This is a genomic window from Gilliamella sp. N-G2 (assembly GCF_002142215.1).
In the GTDB taxonomy this organism is placed as follows: Bacteria; Pseudomonadota; Gammaproteobacteria; order Enterobacterales; family Orbaceae; genus Gilliamella.
The window spans coordinates 90,854-110,119 of record NZ_NAST01000001.1; the positions used below are offsets into that span (position 1 = coordinate 90,854).

Annotated in this window: 12 protein-coding genes; 4 read left to right on the plus strand and 8 right to left on the minus strand. The window is 34.9% G+C overall.

Annotation, left to right across the window (positions count from 1 at the left end; translation table 11 throughout):
- Positions 1 to 9: 9 nt before the first annotated feature.
- The 5 genes from B6C99_RS00445 to B6C99_RS00465 all read right to left on the minus strand — a co-directional run bounded on the left by B6C99_RS00445 (position 10) and on the right by B6C99_RS00465 (position 8,351).
- A complete protein-coding gene (locus tag B6C99_RS00445; protein WP_086358017.1) occupies positions 10 to 4,284 on the minus strand; it encodes an acyl-CoA dehydratase activase-related protein in 4,275 nt (1,424 codons plus the stop codon).
- A gap of 205 nt (positions 4,285 to 4,489) precedes the next feature.
- Positions 4,490 to 5,206, minus strand: coding sequence for an epoxyqueuosine reductase QueH (locus B6C99_RS00450; protein WP_086358018.1), 717 nt, complete (start codon positions 5,204 to 5,206; stop codon positions 4,490 to 4,492).
- Positions 5,207 to 5,817: 611 nt separating this feature from the next.
- Entirely contained in the window at positions 5,818 to 6,174 is a 357-nt protein-coding gene (locus B6C99_RS13150; protein ID WP_086358019.1) for a hypothetical protein, read from the minus strand.
- Positions 6,175 to 6,508: 334 nt separating this feature from the next.
- Positions 6,509 to 7,192: a hypothetical protein gene (locus B6C99_RS13290; RefSeq protein ID WP_216819324.1), complete on the minus strand. Its 684-nt coding sequence runs from the start codon at positions 7,190 to 7,192 to the stop codon at positions 6,509 to 6,511.
- 778 nt (positions 7,193 to 7,970) lie between these two features.
- A complete protein-coding gene (locus tag B6C99_RS00465) occupies positions 7,971 to 8,351 on the minus strand; it encodes a hypothetical protein (protein WP_086358020.1) in 381 nt (126 codons plus the stop codon).
- A gap of 219 nt (positions 8,352 to 8,570) precedes the next feature.
- On the opposite strand from B6C99_RS00465, the gene B6C99_RS00470 reads away from it, so the two are divergent.
- Together B6C99_RS00470 and B6C99_RS00475 are read left to right on the plus strand one after the other, a co-directional pair.
- Entirely contained in the window at positions 8,571 to 9,983 is a 1,413-nt protein-coding gene (locus B6C99_RS00470; protein ID WP_086358021.1) for an EmmdR/YeeO family multidrug/toxin efflux MATE transporter, read from the plus strand.
- Positions 9,984 to 10,207: 224 nt separating this feature from the next.
- Positions 10,208 to 10,879: an OmpW family protein gene (locus tag B6C99_RS00475; protein ID WP_086358022.1), complete on the plus strand. Its 672-nt coding sequence runs from the start codon at positions 10,208 to 10,210 to the stop codon at positions 10,877 to 10,879.
- 44 nt (positions 10,880 to 10,923) lie between these two features.
- On the opposite strand, the gene B6C99_RS00480 is transcribed toward B6C99_RS00475, so the two are convergent.
- The 3 genes from B6C99_RS00480 to B6C99_RS00490 all read right to left on the minus strand — a co-directional run bounded on the left by B6C99_RS00480 (position 10,924) and on the right by B6C99_RS00490 (position 16,907).
- Positions 10,924 to 13,782, minus strand: a complete 2,859-nt coding sequence (locus tag B6C99_RS00480) for a valine--tRNA ligase (protein WP_086358023.1) — start codon at positions 13,780 to 13,782, stop codon at positions 10,924 to 10,926.
- Between the two features lie 1,171 nt (positions 13,783 to 14,953).
- Positions 14,954 to 15,409, minus strand: coding sequence for a DNA polymerase III subunit chi (locus B6C99_RS00485; protein ID WP_086358024.1), 456 nt, complete (start codon positions 15,407 to 15,409; stop codon positions 14,954 to 14,956).
- A 13-nt stretch (positions 15,410 to 15,422) separates the two neighbouring features.
- Positions 15,423 to 16,907, minus strand: coding sequence for a leucyl aminopeptidase (locus B6C99_RS00490; RefSeq protein WP_086358139.1), 1,485 nt, complete (start codon positions 16,905 to 16,907; stop codon positions 15,423 to 15,425).
- 138 nt (positions 16,908 to 17,045) lie between these two features.
- Here B6C99_RS00490 and lptF point away from each other — a divergent pair, with 138 nt between their 5' ends.
- Both lptF and lptG read left to right on the plus strand, forming a co-directional pair.
- Positions 17,046 to 18,149 (plus strand): LPS export ABC transporter permease LptF, encoded by a 1,104-nt coding sequence (lptF, locus tag B6C99_RS00495; RefSeq protein WP_086358025.1) that lies wholly within the window; start codon positions 17,046 to 17,048, stop codon positions 18,147 to 18,149.
- Between the two features lie 10 nt (positions 18,150 to 18,159).
- Complete coding sequence (gene lptG, locus B6C99_RS00500) at positions 18,160 to 19,224, plus strand: LPS export ABC transporter permease LptG (RefSeq protein ID WP_086358026.1); 1,065 nt, start codon at positions 18,160 to 18,162, stop codon at positions 19,222 to 19,224.
- Positions 19,225 to 19,266: the final 42 nt, after the last annotated feature.

The following is a 19,266-nucleotide window of genomic DNA, read 5'->3' on the forward strand; positions in this document are numbered from 1 at the left end:
AATAGGTAATTATACAATTCGTTGTAGTTGAGCATACTTTAATGAACTTACCATAAAATGCAAACGGTTAAGTACATTGACCTCACCTGCACCATCATCAAAATCCAAATAGAGCAGATTCAGTTTTGGATTAAGATCGCGCATCCGCTTCTCAACCCCTTTAGAAACAACATGATTAGCAATACAGCCAAACGGTTGCAAACTAATAACATTATTGATGCCATGCTCAGCAAAGGTCATAATACCAGCAGGAATTAACCAACCCTCGCCATATTGATTGGCCAAATTCAAAATTTCTTCTGCTTTTTTCGCCATATCACGAATATTATGAAATGGTTGATAGTGTTTAAAGCCAGATAAAATCTGATTAGTTTTATCAATATACTTTTGTGCCACCTTTTCAAAAAAGTGCACAAAATAAGCGACAAAACTCTTGTTAACAATATAATTATCGACATTACTATCATAGTTAACAAAACATTGCGCAAAAAACTCAATCATTGGCGGAATAACAGGTTCAATACCCTGATCGACAAGCCAATCAACACTATGTTGATTACCAAAACTGTTATATTTAACATAAATTTCACCAACAATACCAATTTGTGGGCAATCTTTATTCAATGTCTCGATTTGATTAAAATGATCGACCGCCTCTTTCAACAGCGCAAAGATCGCCTTTTTGCCTTTATGTTGATTGATAAGTTGTTGTAATTTTCTAATATAAAGATCTTTCGCTTGGTTAGCTTGTTGCTTAAATTTGGCTCTAGGCGCAATCGAGTAGAACATCTTCGAAATCGAATCAGTAAATAACATCGCAAAAAACGTGGTTGGTAAAGTTTTTAGCCAATTAATTCTAAAACCTGGTTGCTCAATTTCATTAATATTACCAGTACTGAGCGACACGATAGGAATATCTTCAAAACCATTACTAATCATTGCTTTCTTAATCAAAGAAAGATAACTACTCGCTCGACATTGTCCACCCGTTTGAGTAATGCCTATAGCCACTTCATCACGTTGATATTTACCCGAATTAAGCGCTTTAATAATATCACCAACAATAATGGTCGCTGGATAACATATTTCGTTATTACAGTATTTAAGTCCCCACTCAACCGAACTTTTATCTGGTTTTGGCAAGGTTTCAAGTTTATAACCTGACAACTCAAAAATCGGCGGTAATAATGGTGAATAAAAATCAGAGATATAAGGTGCTAAAATAGTCCTTCTCTGTTTATCTTGTTTAGCAAAAATAGCCGTCTTTTTACGCTCAACAACTTTTAACGGTTGTTGGTGATTCATACGGATTGACTCAATAATCGAACGTAAACGCAATCGCACCGAACCTGTTGCCGTGATCTCATCGACTCGAATTATTGTACATGTCTTACCTTTTGACTCTAAAATCGCCTTACACTCATCTGTGACAATCGCATCAGGACCACAACCAAACGAATTAAGTTGTACAAACTGAATATTTTTCGGTTGTTCAGCAACAAAACTAGCTGCTGCATATAAGCGATTTGGATAACTCCATTGTGAGCAAATTTGTAGTTCGGGCGATAATTGACTGATCGCACCTAACACTGAATCTTCGGTTATTACATCGCAACCAAGCGCATTTAAAATCTCTGGCGTTTTATGATTAATTAAACTATCACTATGATAAGGACGACCTGCCAAAATAAATACATAACGCCCCGTTTGTTTAGCATTATTTAATACTTCAACCGCTTTGTTATACAGCGATTTCTTATATTCAGCTTGAGCTGCTAATGCATCAGAAAATGCTTGATTAGCTATCTTTTCTGCAATACCAAGCGAAGTTAAATAATTAATACAGCCCTTTTTCAACAATTTTTGATTACTAAAATTGATTACTGGATAATCCAGTGGCACGTCATATTTTTGGCTAGGATTGATAGCACTATTCACCACCTCAGCATAGCTACTCACAATTGGACAGTTATAGCTATTAACTGCATTAGTAAACTGATCAGATTCAAACACCACCATCGGCATAAAAATACGATCAACCTTTTGCTCAATCAGCTCCATAATATGCCCATGAACCAATTTGGCAGGAAAACAGATACTATCCGACATTACTGTACCGGCGCCCTTTTCATAAATCTCATGCGTCGAGTATGGTGATAACGTTACATTAATACCACTATTGGTTAACAACGTGTGCCAGAATGGGAAGTTTTCGTATTGTCCTAAAACCCGAGGAATACCGACATTAAGCTTAGATTCAGCATTATGGATATTAGTTCGATCAAATAACAACGCATTTTTATAATCAAACATATTAAATGCATTTTTATCTTGATATTGATTATTACTTAAAAAGCGTTCACATTTATTACCAGAATAATAACGCTGACCATTAGCAAAACGATAAATCATAATATCGCATTTATTTTCACACCCCTTACAGCGTGATGGTTTCGCTTTATTATCTTCAGCTTTATGTAGATTATCTAATCCAATAAATTGGGAAGGAGTTTGTTGTTGTGCATAATGATTTTTTGCCACTAATGCTGCACCATAAGCCCCCATGAGTTCAGGAATATTCGAACTCGCAATTTGAGCCCCAGTTAACTGCTCTAGGGCACGAAACACCGCAGGATTTTTAAACGTCCCACCTTGCACCACAATATGATCACCTAATTTGCGCATATCATGTAATTTCAGTACCTTATGAATGGCATTTTTAATCACCGAAAAAGCCAGCCCGGCAGAAATATCGCCCATTGTTGCGTTTTCACGCAGTGCCTGTTTCACTTTTGAGTTCATAAAAACCGTACAACGGGTACCCAAATCACAAGGATTATTAGACTTACACGCTGCGTCAGCAAAATCAATCGTATTTGAGTTAAGTGATTTTGCGAAAGTTTCAATAAATGAACCACAGCCAGAAGAACATGCTTCGTTTAACTCAATATGATTTACTACACCATTAGCAATAAAGATGGCTTTCATATCTTGGCCACCAATATCCATGATAAAACTGACCTTAGGCTCAATATGTTTAGCAGCAGCAAAATGCGCCATTGTTTCGACTAGACCATCATCAATTGCAAAAGCGGCTTTTAGCAGTTCCTCACCATAACCAGTAACACCAGTGCGAGCAATAATAATCTCTTTACCTGATGCAGCAATCTCATCTTTTAATACCGTTAAACCTTTAATTAATGCGGTGATTGAGTGGCCATTATTAGGCGCATAATAAGCAAAAAGTAGCTCGTCATCCTCACTAATTAAGGTAATTTTAGTAGTAGTTGAACCACTATCAATTCCCAAATAAGCTTTCTGCTTTTGATAAGCAGTTAAAGCTAAACGAGGAATTTGAATATATTTGCGTTTTTGTTGCCAATCATCAAAAGACAAAGCTTGATTAAAGAGTGGTTTTAACCTAAAAGACTGATTAACTTGAATCTTGGTAGAGGCATTTAATCTATCAATAAATTCAGTAAGTGTAAGTTGACTGCGTTCAATAGCATGAATCGCTGCGCCCCAAGCGGACAACAAAGTAGGATGTTCGGTGGTAACTATCTGATCTTCATTTAACTTTAGTGTCTCTAAAGCAGCTTTACCTAACGTAGGAATAAACGAAAACGGACCACCAATCAACATTACTTTCGGTACGATATCATAACCACGAGCTAACGTATTGACCAATTGAATACAGACGGCATGTAAAACTGAATAGGCAATATTCGCTTTTGATACATTACGGCTAATTAAATTTTGCACATCAGTCTTAGCAAATACACCACAACGTGATGCTATAGGATAGACTTTATCATGTTGAGTTGCTAGAAGATCAAATTCTTGAACCGGAGTATTAAGCAAGGTCGCCATCTGATCAATAAATGCCCCTGTGCCTCCTGCACAACTACCATTCATTCGAATATCAGGCGGACGATCAGGAAAAAAGAAGATCATCTTACTATCTTCACCGCCAATATCGATTAAAGTTCTAACCTCAGGATATTTGCGCTGCACCACTTCCGATGCGGCAACCACCTCTTGAATAAAGGCGATATCGGCTTTTTCCGAAATCCCCATCCCAGCAGAACCAGTCACCTTGACCGATAATACAATATCTTCACCCAATTGCTGTTTAATTTCATCTAATAGCGATAAAACTGTAGGAACAATATGGGTATTATGGCGAACATAATTGGTATAAACAAAATTATCTTGCTCATCAAGCACAACACATTTTGCTGTAGTAGAACCAACATCCAATCCAAGTCTATACATTTTTGGCATAACAAACTCACATTTTGCAATTTAGACTTTACCTATAAAAGGATCACAAAAATATAGATATAATTATTATTGTTTTATGAAATTATTATAGCGAAATCTTTCTAATTTTTAATCTATTTGTCTGAAAAATGACATTTTTGGATATTTTTTGGCTAGGAAAACAGTTAGAAGGCTTTAAACATAAAACCCTCTAATATGTTTAAGGTTAAGCTTTTGTCAGTCCTTGCTTAGCCGTAGCAATAACATTCTTTAAATCGATCCCTTGTGCTTTTGCAGCAAAAATACAACCGCAATAACATTGACGATAAACATCGTACTCCTTACAAAGTTCAATAGATCGTTTATAACCATTATTCTTTTTGAAATCAGAAGGCAGATAATTTACCGAAAAAAGCTCTTGAATCTCAAAACCAATTTGATTAATTTTCTGGCTATTCTTTTTCGGACTTAGCGTTAAAGCACTAGCGAAATAATCAAAACCTAACTCTTGAGCTTTAATCGCTGCTAAATCTAATCGCATCTTATAACAAAGATGGCAACGTTCTCCGCCTTCTGGAGCATCACGTAGATGCTCAACCTTCTTAATAAATTCTGCTGGTTGATACGGGGCTTCTAAAAACTGAACATTGTTGCCGGTTTTTTGATTAAAATCAGCAATAAATTTTTGTTGCACAACACTACGATACTCATATTCTACTCGCGGATGAATATTCGAATTAGCAAAATAAATAGTAATATCTGCATACTGAGCCAAATACTCCAGTACATAAGTACTACATGGTGCACAGCAACTATGAATTAGTAACTTTGGTCGTGCTGATGCTAACTGCCAATCAGCAATCACCTCTTTCAAAACTGAATCGTAGTTTACTTTATTATGTGGATTTAATTTTTCGAGAATATCTTTGGCATTAATTAACATTGGGACTCTTTCAAGTATCAGACTGATTGATGAATTTTAAGGCGCGTATAATATAGTGTTCTACTTTAGCGTTCAAGTTTAAGTTACAATTTTGTTTTTCGGGATTAACATTTAATTTTTTCGCTAAATTTGCGGTTATTAAAAACCCTTTTCCTCAAATTTTTAAATGCTAATTTCATCATTTTGCAGCAGTAAAAAAGTGACAAATGCCTAAATCATGAGTTAGACATTTTTAATAAACTGTTTCAACAGAATTTTTTGACTAACTATGCGGCAGTGAACACAGGCGTTGTTTCTTTTAAGGCTCCTGACAATTTTTTGACTTACTATGCGGCAGTGAACGCATGGTCAATAATGATGGCTGGATTTTTCTTTTTTTTGACTTACTATGCGGCAGTGAACAAGAACATTATACACAATAAACTTTGTTCAGAAAAAGGATAATAACCAATTTATAACTAAAAACCCTTTTTTTACACCCATTTATAATTATTTGATTTTAAATGAATTATAAGTGTCGGTAAAAAAAGGGTTGTCTGCTAATGATATCTTCTTATAGGCAACACTTTATTTCATTCATCAATATGTTTTTTGGAATTAACCTGCTTTCTTTATTTTACTAAGCAATTATCATAATCATTGTCCAAAAATTGCATTTCTTTAAGCGTATCACGTTTATCTGTTGCATAATTTAGTATAGAGTCTACAAATTTATTACCAACGACATTACGAATTTCTGGAATTGTGTTTTTGGGGTATCCATTTGCTTTTAAATCGAATAATAATTCCCCTAAAACATAATAACTATGACAATTAGAGCTAGCAGTTACGCCATTCTGAAAATTTATATCCTTTAACTCGTCAGTTGCAAGTTGTTCATCGTTAGCAAACGAATTTAACGAAATAAAAGTTAAAACAACTATTAAATAACATAATATTTTTTCATAACATTTCCTTATTTTGGGCAATGGTATGTTATTTATAAAATTTGAGCAATAAAAACTATAATAAACTTACATTGATATAGCTCATCAGTAGCTTTACTGATAACACAGTGTCTACCGGCTATAGTTTCTAATTTAAGTACGCAGTTTTTTTGATTATATTTTTTAACTCTTGGCTCCTCTTTTACACTCATATTAGGTCAACGTCCCAACAATATGTTTCCATATTTTTTCAAGACATAAAGAAACCGCCAGAAGGCGGTTTGTTTGAATGTAATAGATATCTACTCGGTATAAATATTCCTGTAAATATAAGGAATACATAATTCATAGACAAATATAAATCCCAAAGGGCTTTTTATCTCAGATTGAAATTACTATATACTTTATATTCAATGAATTGATTAGTTGCTTTTATTATTTCTAATTCTGCACCTTTATATCTTATAACTTTTGATTCTGATAAGTCATATTCAACATTATTTGAAAAAGCAGGTCGAGCAAAATCATTATTGAATTCTTTATACCCAATGTTAATCTTATTCCCAACTTTTCCATTATAGATTAGTATCTGCTGGAACGCGTTTTGATAAGTTACATTTTTCTTTTGGTAAGAAAATGAAGCATCACCTTTACATAAAGAACTACCGCTAACAGTAATAATACATAGGTCATTATTTTGTTTATTAGTTCTAATCCCTACAGGTATATCCGCAAAAGCTGATTTTCCCACTGTTACTCCAGAATTTAACTCATTTAACCCAAAAAACAGATACTTTTGATCTTCACCTACTTTAGGGTATTCTCCAGCATGAATAGTAAAATCGACGATACCACTAACAACTGTAGTTTGAGGAAAATAAACAACATCCCTTGCTGCTACTGTACCCTGTCTAACCATATCATCACCGATAACTGTTTTTGTAACAACATTCAAATCGGGATAACTTATTTGTTTTGTTTCGGCTACATAATTATACTTCACAGTATTACAAGCAGTTAAAACAAAGCCAAATAAACTTAAAAAAATTATTCTTTTCATACCATCTCCTTTTTTGGTAATAGTATGTCATTTAAGAATTAGTGGCAATAAAAAACCGCCCTAAAGCGGTTTGTTTGAATTTTTAACTACCTACAAGGCAGTGAACAACATGCTAGAACTACCCGAAAAAAGTAGTTGTTTCTAAACTACCTACACGGCAGTGAACGCATGATGTATGTTTTTTTGCATTACTAACTGTTTCTAAACTACCTACACGGCAGTGAACTTGAACCCGATATACTATAAATGTTGTTGGCAAAAAGGCAAAGTCTAATTTTACCAATAAAAACCCTTTTTTTGAGCTATTCTTTAATATGTTGATTTTAAAATATTTTATTTTAAGTCAAAAAAAAGGGTTAGTAATAGGATGTTTTAGATTTCAAAAACCCCGTTCCTCAAATTTTTTATTCGATCTATTTCGGACGTTTTGTTATTTGATGGCTATTTCTATACGGCGATTACATCCGAGTAAAGAGGGTTTGCGTAACTGTCTTCCGTCATCGTTCGCTTTTAACGCACTGGCTGTATTTTTTCCTGACAAACAACTGCTTTGTCATGCTAATCTCACTCAATTGCCCGCACTTTGCTAATGTCATTAAACAAGACTCATCATATTGATTTGTAATAAAGTAATATACTTTTATCTCATTTGATTATTTAAATTTTGATTTACTTATAATAATTTAAGAAATAAAAGAACCTGTAATACAGGTTCTTTTTAAACTTTTGAATCATTGATATAAAGTTGTTGGAATTATGTCAGTGTTTCCATTTTGGTCTATAAATAATCTAAAGATTTTTTCTCATTGTTATTTAAATTAAAATCACGTTCACGACGGGGAACATTAAAACTACACAATCCGTGACCTTGTATAGATGCACCAATAATAACTTCACCAGCAGGCAGATAAAAAGTTGCTCTTTCTTTAGTTTCAAACTTAGCAACTTCTTGCCCATTTAAAAATAAATTTATGTAACATCCGCTACCAGTCAATCCTTTATCTCTGATAAACACTAATGTCGCATTATTATCTAGTTTAGCTTGATGATTGAATATTCTTGCTTCTGGTACTTGTTTTATTTCATGTTCAGCTGGTGGTCTAGTAGAACATCCAATTAAAACTAAGGTTAAAAAGTCACCAACCAATAATTTCTTCATACCTTTCCTCAAAAATTTTTAGCAATGGTATTTTATTTAATTTTGACAATAAAACTCCATTCCTCAATTTATTTATAATTTATAAGCCTTGAAATAGAGCTACGCTCTATTGATAATGATAATTATTAATTTTGATTTTTTATAAAACTTAATTTCATTTTTAGCAAATAAAAGCGTTATAATATCCTCAATTTTCTAAATAAAATTTTAGGCCTGAAATTGGATTTTCAACTTGTTAGTCGATTAAAGAATCTTCAACTTTATAAAAAAAGACGTTCAAATAATGTGCTGTTCTGGCGCGAAATTTACCCTTTAGCTATGCCAATTTTGATTGAGAATTTGTCGGTCATTTTGATGGGGATTTTTAGTACGTTTTTAGTGAGTTGGATTGGTAAGGCCGAGATGGCTGCCGTCGGACTTGCAGAAAGCTTTAATATGATTATCATGTCCTTCTTTATGGCAGTTGCACTAGGTACTTCTGTGGTGGTAGCGTTTAGCTTGGGTCGACACAATCGTAAAAAAGCCGTGGTCGCAGCAAGGCAATCCATTACGTTGTTAGTAATAATTTCGATTTTACTGTTTTTGTTTGTCGAGTTCTCAGGTTATTGGATTGTCGAAATTATTGCCGGTAAGGCTGATCCTGAAGTTAAGGAATTAACGCTCACCTTTCTAAGATTAACCGTTTTAGGTTACCCTGCCCTTGCATTTATCTTAGTTGGCTGTGGCGCTCTGCGTGGCGCCGGTAATACTAAGTTACCAATGTATTTGAATATCATTATGAATATTTTAAATCTGTCGATTAGCTATGTCCTAATTTATGGCGCTTTTGGTTGGCATGGTCTTGGATTTATTGGGGCGGGTATTGGCTTAACGATGTCTCGCTATTGTGGGATGTTTTTTATTTTATTGGTGTTAACCATCAAGCCAAGTCGAGCGTTATTTATTCCTTTTCGTAGTTACTTTCATGCATTTAATGGCAAGATTTTAATAGATATTTTAGGGATCGGAATTCCGGCCAGTGTTGAATCGGTAATGTTTAACATTGGAAAATTGTTAACGCAAACTTTTGTTGCTGGTATGGGGACATCAACGATTGCAGCTAATTTTATCGCATTCTCTATTGCTGGATTACTCAATTTGCCAGGCGGTACACTCGGTGCAACCTCTACTATTATTGTTGGTAAACGTATTGGTATGGGGCAAATCTATCAACCTACTAGACAACTTAGGTTTATCTTTCATTTAACCAGCTTGTTACTCTGCTTTTTAGCATTTTTATCGATTCCATTTGCCGGGCTCTTAAGTTCAATGTATACCGATGATCAGGAAGTTATCGAGATTTCCAAACATTTGTTATGGCTTAATGCGTTGTTTACCCCTTTCTGGGCTTCCTCTTTTGTTTTGCCATATGGTTTTAAAGGTGCTAAAGATGCCAGTTATACCATGTGGGTCGCCATCGGGAGTATGTGGATGTGTCGGATTGTAGTTGGCTATGTTTTCGGAGTTTATTTTGGCTTTGGGGTGATTGGGGTTTGGTTCGGTATGTTCCTAGATTGGATTATTAGAAGTATTTTCTTTTATCATCGACTTATTAGTGGCAAGTGGCTTTGGCGTCATCAAACGCGAATTTGAGTTAAATTAATCAATTTATCTATTAATAACGCAAACAATCGGCAATTATTTCATTCAAAATTTCTTCTAATACCATATCATTGCTAATAGTATGGTGTTAAGATATCCATTAATACCTTGAGGTAATTATTGTCTTAATCCATTAACACTTTTTATTAAAAATGGTATGTTAATTAAAGGTATAACTTACGATCAGTATATATAAGTATAATAAGGAGATAAAAATGAGAGTATCGTCATTAGCTACGCTAGTTATATTTGGACTAGCCAGTTCAGCCGTTTATGCACACAGTGCTAATCAAATTATTATCCGAGGCGGTCCTGTATATGTTCATCCTCAAGATAAAAGTGAACATGTCAAAGTTGGTGGTGCGAAAAGCGATCTTAAAGCCAAAGCTGATAATGACACCCAACTTGGACTTAATTTTCAATATATGATCACTGATAATTTTGCGGTTGAATTATTAGGTGCTACACCTTTTAGTCATCAAGTAAAACTTGGCGGAGGTAATTCAACTGGATTAGCTGGTGCACATTTAGGCAAGATTAAGCATTTACCACCAACATTAAGTGCACTATGGTATCCGCTTGAAGGTAGTAATGAGTTTCAACCTTATGTTGGAGTTGGTGTTAACTATACCTTCTTTTTTGATGAAAAACTTAGTGGTGAAGCTAAAAAAGCAGGTTTTCATGGCTTAGACTTAGAAAGCTCTTGGGGTTTAGCTGCTCAAGTAGGGGCTGATTATTCGTTTGATGACAATTGGTTGATTAATGCACAGGTTCGTTATATCGATATCGAAACTAAAGCTAAAACACATTTAGGCAACACTAAAGTCACAGCAAAATATGATCTTGATCCATGGGTATTCATGCTTGGTGTCGGTTATAAATTCTGATGATCTAAAAAACCTCTCATATGAGAGGTTTTTTATTCAAGTTGTTAAAGACTTTTTATGGCTGTATGCTGCTCTTGCAATTTTGCTTTATCATCAATATAGCCTTGTTGTTTTTCTTTCTCTTTCGCAACGACCGCTGCTGGAGCTTTATCTACAAAGCTAGCATTAGATAATTTATTATCAATACGCGCAATTTCACCATTAATACGAGCGATTTCTTTTTCAAGACGAGCTAGCTCATCTTCTTTATTAATAAGTCCAGCCATTGGAATGAGGAGTTCAGCGCCATCAACCAATTTAGTGACTGATAATGGTCCTGCTTCACCCTCATCTAACAAGACTATTTCTGATAATCTTGCTAATGATTCGATAAAGGTGACATTGTCACTAATTATGCGATGTACCACTGGTGATGCTTTTCTAATCAATAGCTGTAATGGTTTGCTTGGTGCTATATTCATTTCAGCACGGATATTACGAACCGCAATGACAGCATCTTTAATCCAATTGATATCGGCAACTGCTTCATCATCAACTAATTGGCTATCAAATGCTGGCATTGGTTGTAACATAATGGTATCAGCTTTGATTGCCATTAATGGTTTGACACTTTGCCAAATAGCTTCAGTAATAAATGGAATGATTGGATGAGCCAAACGTAATAAGGCTTCAAGTACCGTGACTAAGGTGTGACGAGCAGCACGTTGCTGATTCTGTTCACCATTTGCCAATACTGATTTAGTTAACTCTAAATACCAGTCACAGAACTGATTCCAAGTAAATTCATATAAAGTATTCGCCGCTAAATCAAAACGATAAGTATCGAATGCTTCACGGTAGGTTTTCACCGTTTGGTTAAACTCTGCCAAGATCCATTTATCTGCCAATGAATAATCTAACTCTCCACCTTTAAAACCACAATCGTGATCTTGGGTATTCATCAATACATAACGGCTAGCATTCCATAGTTTATTACAGAAGTTACGATAACCTTCTAAACGTTTTAAATCCCAATTGATATCACGACCAGTTGATGCAAGTGCGGCTAAGGTAAATCGTAAGGCGTCAGTACCATGGGCTTCAATACCATTCGGGAACTGTTTTTCTGTACGTTTGGCAATCTTTTCCGCTAATTGTGGCTGCATCATATTACCAGTACGTTTTTCTAATAAATCGGCAAGTGAAATACCATCAATCATATCTAAAGGATCGATAACATTACCTTTAGATTTCGACATTTTTTGCCCTTCTTCATCGCGAATTAGACCTGTCACATATACCGTTTTAAACGGTACTTGTGGTTTACCATGTTCATCTTTAATGAAATGCATGGTCATCATAATCATTCGAGCAACCCAGAAGAAGATAATATCAAAACCTGTCACTAGCACATTAGTTGGATGGAAAGTAGCTAAATCATCAGTGTTTTCTGGCCAACCTAAAGTTGAAAATGTCCATAGTGCTGATGAGAACCATGTATCAAGAACATCGTCATCTTGAGACAATTCGATATCTGCTGCAAGATTATTTTCACGGCGAACTTCAGCCTCATCACGACCAACATAGACGTTGCCTTGATTATCATACCAAGCTGGAATTCGGTGTCCCCACCATAATTGTCGCGAAATACACCAATCTTGAATATCATTCATCCATGAAAAATACATATTTTCATACTGTTTAGGTACAAATTGGATATCACCATTTTTTACCGCAGCAATAGCTGGTTCCGCTAATACTTTAGCTCTTACATACCATTGATCGGTTAACATAGGTTCGATTACCACACCACCACGATCGCCATACGGGATAGTTAAGTCATGCGGTTCAATTTTTTCTAAAATACCTTGAGCTTCACACTGCGCAACAACTAATTTACGTGCCGCAAAGCGTTCTAAATTTTGGAATTGTGCCGGAATATCGGTTGCGTGTGCAGTACTTGGCTCACCATTAGTATCAAACACTTCAGCTTGAGCACGAATATCGCCATCAAAAGTTAAGATGTTGATCATTGGTAATTGATGACGACGCCCTACCTCATAGTCATTAAAGTCATGCGCAGGAGTAATTTTTACGCAGCCAGTACCTTTTGTCATATCCGCATGTTCATCACCAACAATCGGAATTCGACGATTAACAAATGGTAATATGACAAATTTACCGATCAGATCTTTATAACGAGGATCTTCTGGATTAACGGCAACACCTGTATCACCAAATAGTGTTTCAGGGCGAGTTGTAGCGACAACTAGATAATCTTTGCCTTCTGCAGTTTTAACACCATCTGCTAATGGATAGCGTAAATGCCACATTGAACCTTTTACTTCACGATTTTCAACTTCAAGATCAGAAATTGCGGTACGTAATTTTGGATCCCAGTTAACTAAGCGTTTACCACGATAAATCAGATCTTCTTGGTAAAGTCTCACAAAAACTTCTTTAACCGCATTTGAAAGCCCTTCATCCATAGTAAAACGTTCGCGATCCCAATCAACCGAATCACCTAAACGTCGCATCTGTTTAGTGATGCTACCACCTAATTCTGCTTTCCATTGCCAAATTTTTTCGATAAACGCTTCACGACCATAATCATGGCGAGTTTTGTTTTCTTCAGCAGCAATTTTACGTTCTACCACCATTTGCGTTGCAATACCGGCATGATCACTACCTGATTGCCAAAGCGTGTTATTGCCTTGCATACGATGATAACGAATTAGCGCATCCATAATAGTTTGTTGGAAAGCATGTCCCATATGCAAACTACCAGTTACATTTGGTGGTGGAATAGCAATACAATAACTAGGCTGAGATTTGTCACCATTAGGTTTAAAGTAACCACTTTCTTCCCAATGTTGATAGATAGGTTGTTCGATTTCTTGTGGATTATAAGTCGTATTTTTCATAATAAAGGCATCAATCCTAATTCAAGGCATAAAAATGACCTTTATTCTACAGTAAAATGATATAACAATAAATTGTTAGACGCATAAAATCGATTTTGGCGAGAGTAACAATAGCAATATGTACAATTAAAAGAGCGTTTATTTCTAAACAATCTTATTTTATCACCGAAGTAGATGATGAATTTTTGACTCTATCAAGACATACTTTAAAAGTTGCTGATTTAAATAATTCATTGTCTGAATTGTAGCATGAACCATTTGACTTTACTTTTAAAGTAGGTTCGATTATTCCAAAGTAACCAATGTAATATTCACATTTTCCCGTTCTTCTGCATTTACTGTTGAGTCATTGGCATTTAAAAAACTTTGTAAATCGACGCCATTAAATATTAAATAAAAATAGAATGTGATTCGGTGATTGGAAAGTTATTCTTCATCACTTGGTTTACCTCATCATAATCACCGCTATTGAAAGTACTTATAATTTTATATTTTCTACCTGCTATGAATATTGATGTTCCATCATCTGATGAATAATCTGCTTCCCGTAATCTACAAGATACGTCAAAACTTCCTGATAGAAGAATTTGATTATGATAAACCAAACTAGGTTTGACATATCAGGTCAATATTAATGATTTATTAGGTTTTATGTAATAAGAATGACTACTAGAGAGAATAGTGTCTTGTTTAGGGTCACCATAAGGCGTTTTTATTGTGGTGACATTTGTAATTATGGTTAATTTATTCGGGTCATTACAGTTATTCATTAATGGATTAAAATTTTGTTGAACTATTGACGTAATGATATAAAAGATAGATTGCTCAGGATACTGCGATTCCCACTTTAAGATGAGATTACCTGTTGCAGAAGCGTGATTTGTCCAGTAGTATCGTAACCATCATAATCACAAAAATAACTATAAGATGTATTAATAACTCCGCCATATCTAATTTTAGATAATTAGCATTATCTGCGTCAGGTAAAGGAACGAAATTTTTGATACTGGCAAAGTTTACCATACCTATGGATAATTTTATTGGGTTGCTAAAACTAGAAATATCTTCTGAAGCTTGAATTGTGGAGAAGTTTTTAAGGAATTTCCGGTAACGAAAAAAAATTACTCAACTTTTTTCTGTTAAAATAGTTCACTCCTCAAAATTTATTAATTTATGAACATAAAATCGAGATTGTTTTTAGATTAAAACCTGCATCTTTATAAGCTTTATATCTTTCTCTAGCTAATGATTTTTGTTGGTCGTCGAAAGGAACGAAATCGATAATATCACGATAGACACCGGCAAATTCTGGAAATTGTTGTTGTAGGTTTATTAATAAATGTCGTGTACCACTACTGCGCTTTTGTGGCCAGCAGATTTCAACTGGTGATCCGCCTTTTAAACCTTCACCAGCTAAGTTATGTGGAACAAAATCATCAGTATCAAGTTGCCATAAATATTCATCAATTCGCTCAGCTTGCGCTTGATCTTGGCAAGCAACCAATACTCTCTGTTTGCTGTGCCATGCTTCAACAATTTTTTCACAGGCTAATTTTTCTTGAAATAATACCCCAGCATCATTAGCTGGGGTTAGGTTTTCTAGTAAATAGAAAATCACTTTTTTCATGATGTTTATCTACTTATTTTTGATCAAGTAAATATTGAATTAACATAGCAACTGGTCTACCAGTTGCACCTTTGTTGGCACCTGATTTCCAAGCTGTACCAGCTATATCAAGATGTGCCCATTGATATTTTTCAGTAAAGCGTGATAAGAAACAAGCAGCAGTAATTGTACCGCCATCTCGACCACCAGCATTAACAATATCAGCGCAAGTCGATTTGATTTGTTCTTGGAAATCACTATCTATTGGTAAAGACCATGCTTTATCACCGGCTTTATTTGATGAGTTAACAAGTTGTTCCACCAATTGTGAATTGTTACCCATTACCCCTGTGTAATGATGACCAAGAGCCACAATACAAGCGCCGGTTAATGTCGCAATATCAATGACAGTTTTTGGTTTAAAGCGTTCAACATATGTTAAGGTATCACATAATACTAAACGGCCTTCAGCATCAGTGTTAATTACTTCAACAGTAATACCTGACATGGTCGTTAAAATATCACCTGGGCGATAAGCATTACCATCAGGCATATTTTCACAGCCAGCCATTACACCGACGACATTGATTGGTAATTTGAGCTCGGCTACTGCTTGCATTACGCCAAATACGGTTGCTGCACCACACATATCATACTTCATTTCGTCCATACCAGCAGAAGGTTTAATAGATATACCGCCTGAATCGAAGGTTAATCCTTTACCAACTAAGACATAAGGCTGGGCCTTTTTATCCTTAGCGCCATGGTATTCAATCACCGTCATAATTGATTCATTAGCAGATCCTCGCCCTACAGCTAAATAAGCATTCATGTTGAGTTTTGCTAATTCTTTTTCGCCAAAACAGGTGACTTTTAAATTAGTATGTTGTTGACCTAAACTTTTACCCTGTTCAGCTAAGTATTTAGCATTACAGACATTCGATGGCATGTTAGCTATATTTTTTGTGCTACTAATAGCTTTGGCAATAATTTGCCCTTGCGATAATTGGTCTTCAACTTGGTTGACTGTCTTTTTGTCGCCATAAAGTAGTGTCAATTTTTGTAGACTCGGTTGTTCTGATTTTGTTGATTTGAACTCATCAAAACAATAGGTTAATTCACTAACAATTTGTGGTAATTGCTTAGCTATTTCACCACTTATTGCTGAATTTAAGGTCAAAAGATCCCAACATATGTGGTTAACTTTTTTGTTAGCAAGCTCTTTAATTGTAGCTTGAATTACTTTTTTAGCGGCATTTAAATCAAAACTTTTCGCTTCACCACATCCTACAACTAATATTTTTTGTTTGGTAGAATTTGCCGATGAATATAAAAATGTAGTTTTACCTAACTCACCACTAATATCACCTGATTTTATCAATTGGCTAATCAAACCATTATTTACGTTATCTATCTCTTTGATTAAATTAGATTGTGTTTTGCCTGATTGAACAGTAATAACTAAACATTCTTCTTTTTGTTTAGTTATAACAAGGCTATTTTTGATTGCGTATTGCATAGGGTTCTCTTGTAAGATATTGAATGTGAATAGTAACATTTTATCGGTTCATTAAACGATAGCAACAAAAAGATAACGAAATAGTGCAAATCGGATTATAATAGTGGGATTTGATAAGACGGATAGATAGGTAAAAACGTGATAATTCGCCGATATTTAATTAAAGAGACAATGAAAACTCAAGGAGCAATATTGTTTATATTATTGCTGATTTTCTTTTCTCAAAAATTAATAAAAATTTTATCCAGCGCAATAGATGGTAGCATTCCTCGAGATTTGATTATGCCATTATTAGTGTTAGGTGTATCAAATATGGCTGATCTTATCTTGCCATTAAGTCTTTTTTTAGGTGTGCTTGTTACCTTTGGCCGGCTTTATTCTGATAGCGAGATGGTCGCGATGCATGCTTGTGGTGTAAAAAAAAGACTTAACTATCAAGTCGTATTTTTACTTTGTGTAATGACATGTACGTTAACTGCACTGAATAGTCTTTGGTTTGGCCCTTGGTCAAGCGTAAAACAAGATCAATTAGTTGAGAACGCAAAAATTAATCCAAGTTTAGCCGGCCTACTTGCAGGACAATTTCAACAAACACCGGATGGCAATTCAGTCATTTATATTGGCAATGTCGATAACAATAAGTTAGACAACGTATTTATTGCCCAGATCAATCCTAGAAATAATCAGCGCCCGTCTATCATTATTGCCAACAAAGGAAAAACTGAAGAAGACGCCGATGGTAATCAAATCATCACCCTTGAAGATGCGAATCGTTATGAAGGCACTGCCCAGCTAAAAGATTTTCGTATATCGAATTTTCATAACTATTTGGGAATCATAAAACCTAAAGAGTTAGATACAAATGTTGATGATGATAAAGCTGATGTGCAACAATTAGGGTTACTTGAACTACAGCAGAATCCTACCGCTAAAGCCCAAGCTGAATTGTGTTGGCGCTTAACGCTAATTATTTCAGTTCCTTTGATGGCTTTTTTAGTCATACCATTAAGTGTTTCAAACCCACGGCAAGGTAGATTAGCGCAAATTCTACCAGCATTATTACTTTATCTAGTGTATTTTTTAATTTCCAGCTCAGTTAAAGCTAATGCTGGCAAAGGCCGATTAGATCCTGCTTTATGGTTTTATCTCATTAATATAGGTTATTTTATTTTAGCTTTAATTCTAAATTGTTGGGATAACTTATTTATGCGTAAACTTCGTTTAAAATATAGTGCATTATAAGGGGTGAACGATGTTTTCGATTTTAGATCGTTATATAGGTAAAACTATTTTAAATACCATTGGGATTTGTTTATTTTTATTAATTAGTCTATCAGGAATTATTCGATTTATTGATCAACTTAGAAGAATAAAAGTGGATTATGATGCGGTTTCTGTTGGTTTTTATTCATTACTCATGGTACCAAAAGATTTAGAAATATTCTTCCCTATGGCGGCACTTCTGGGCGGCTTAATCGGTTTAGGTATATTAGCCTCACGTAGTGAACTCATTGTCATGGAAACATCTGGATTTAGCCGATTTAAAATTGCTTTAGCTGTAATGAAAACAGCCTTACCTTTAGTAATTTTAACTATGGCTATTGGCGAATGGGTTGCGCCAATTAGTGAGCAAACCGCTCGCAATATGCGTTCAGAAAAACTTTATGGTGATTCCTTATTAGCGCAGCAAGGGAGTTTGTGGGCTAAAGATGGTAATGACTATGTCTTTATTGGCCATGTTAACAATGACAGCTCAATATCGAATATTGATATTTATAGCGTAGATAAAAATAAACTTCTTTCGATCACCCATGCTAATAATGGTGTATTTGAAAATGGAGTTTGGACTCTGTCAGAAATTGAAAAAAACGATTTAAGCAATTCCGACCAAGTAACTGGCATCAATATGTTGACAATGCAATGGAAAACCAATATTACTCCCGATAAATTAAGTATTGTCGCCTTTGATCCAGAATCTCTATCCGCATCTGGTTTATATCAATATTCGCAATATTTGAAGGATTCAGGGCAAGATACCAAATATTATGACCTACTATTTTGGAAAAAACTGATTAAACCTGTGTCAGTAGCGGTAATGTTACTATTGGCTTTATCTTTCATTTTTGGCCCGTTACGTAGTGTTTCGATGGGGGTTAGAGTGATTATTGGTATTAGTTTTGGATTTATTTTCTATATTGCCGATAATCTTTTTGCTCAAGTCAGTATTGTAATGGGAATTTATCCTATTGTAGGTTCAATGCTAACCAGCTTAGTGTTTTTATTAATTAGTTATATTTTATTTAAGCGCAAAAATTAGCATATTTATGAGAATTATCATTACTCATTAAAAATGGTATTG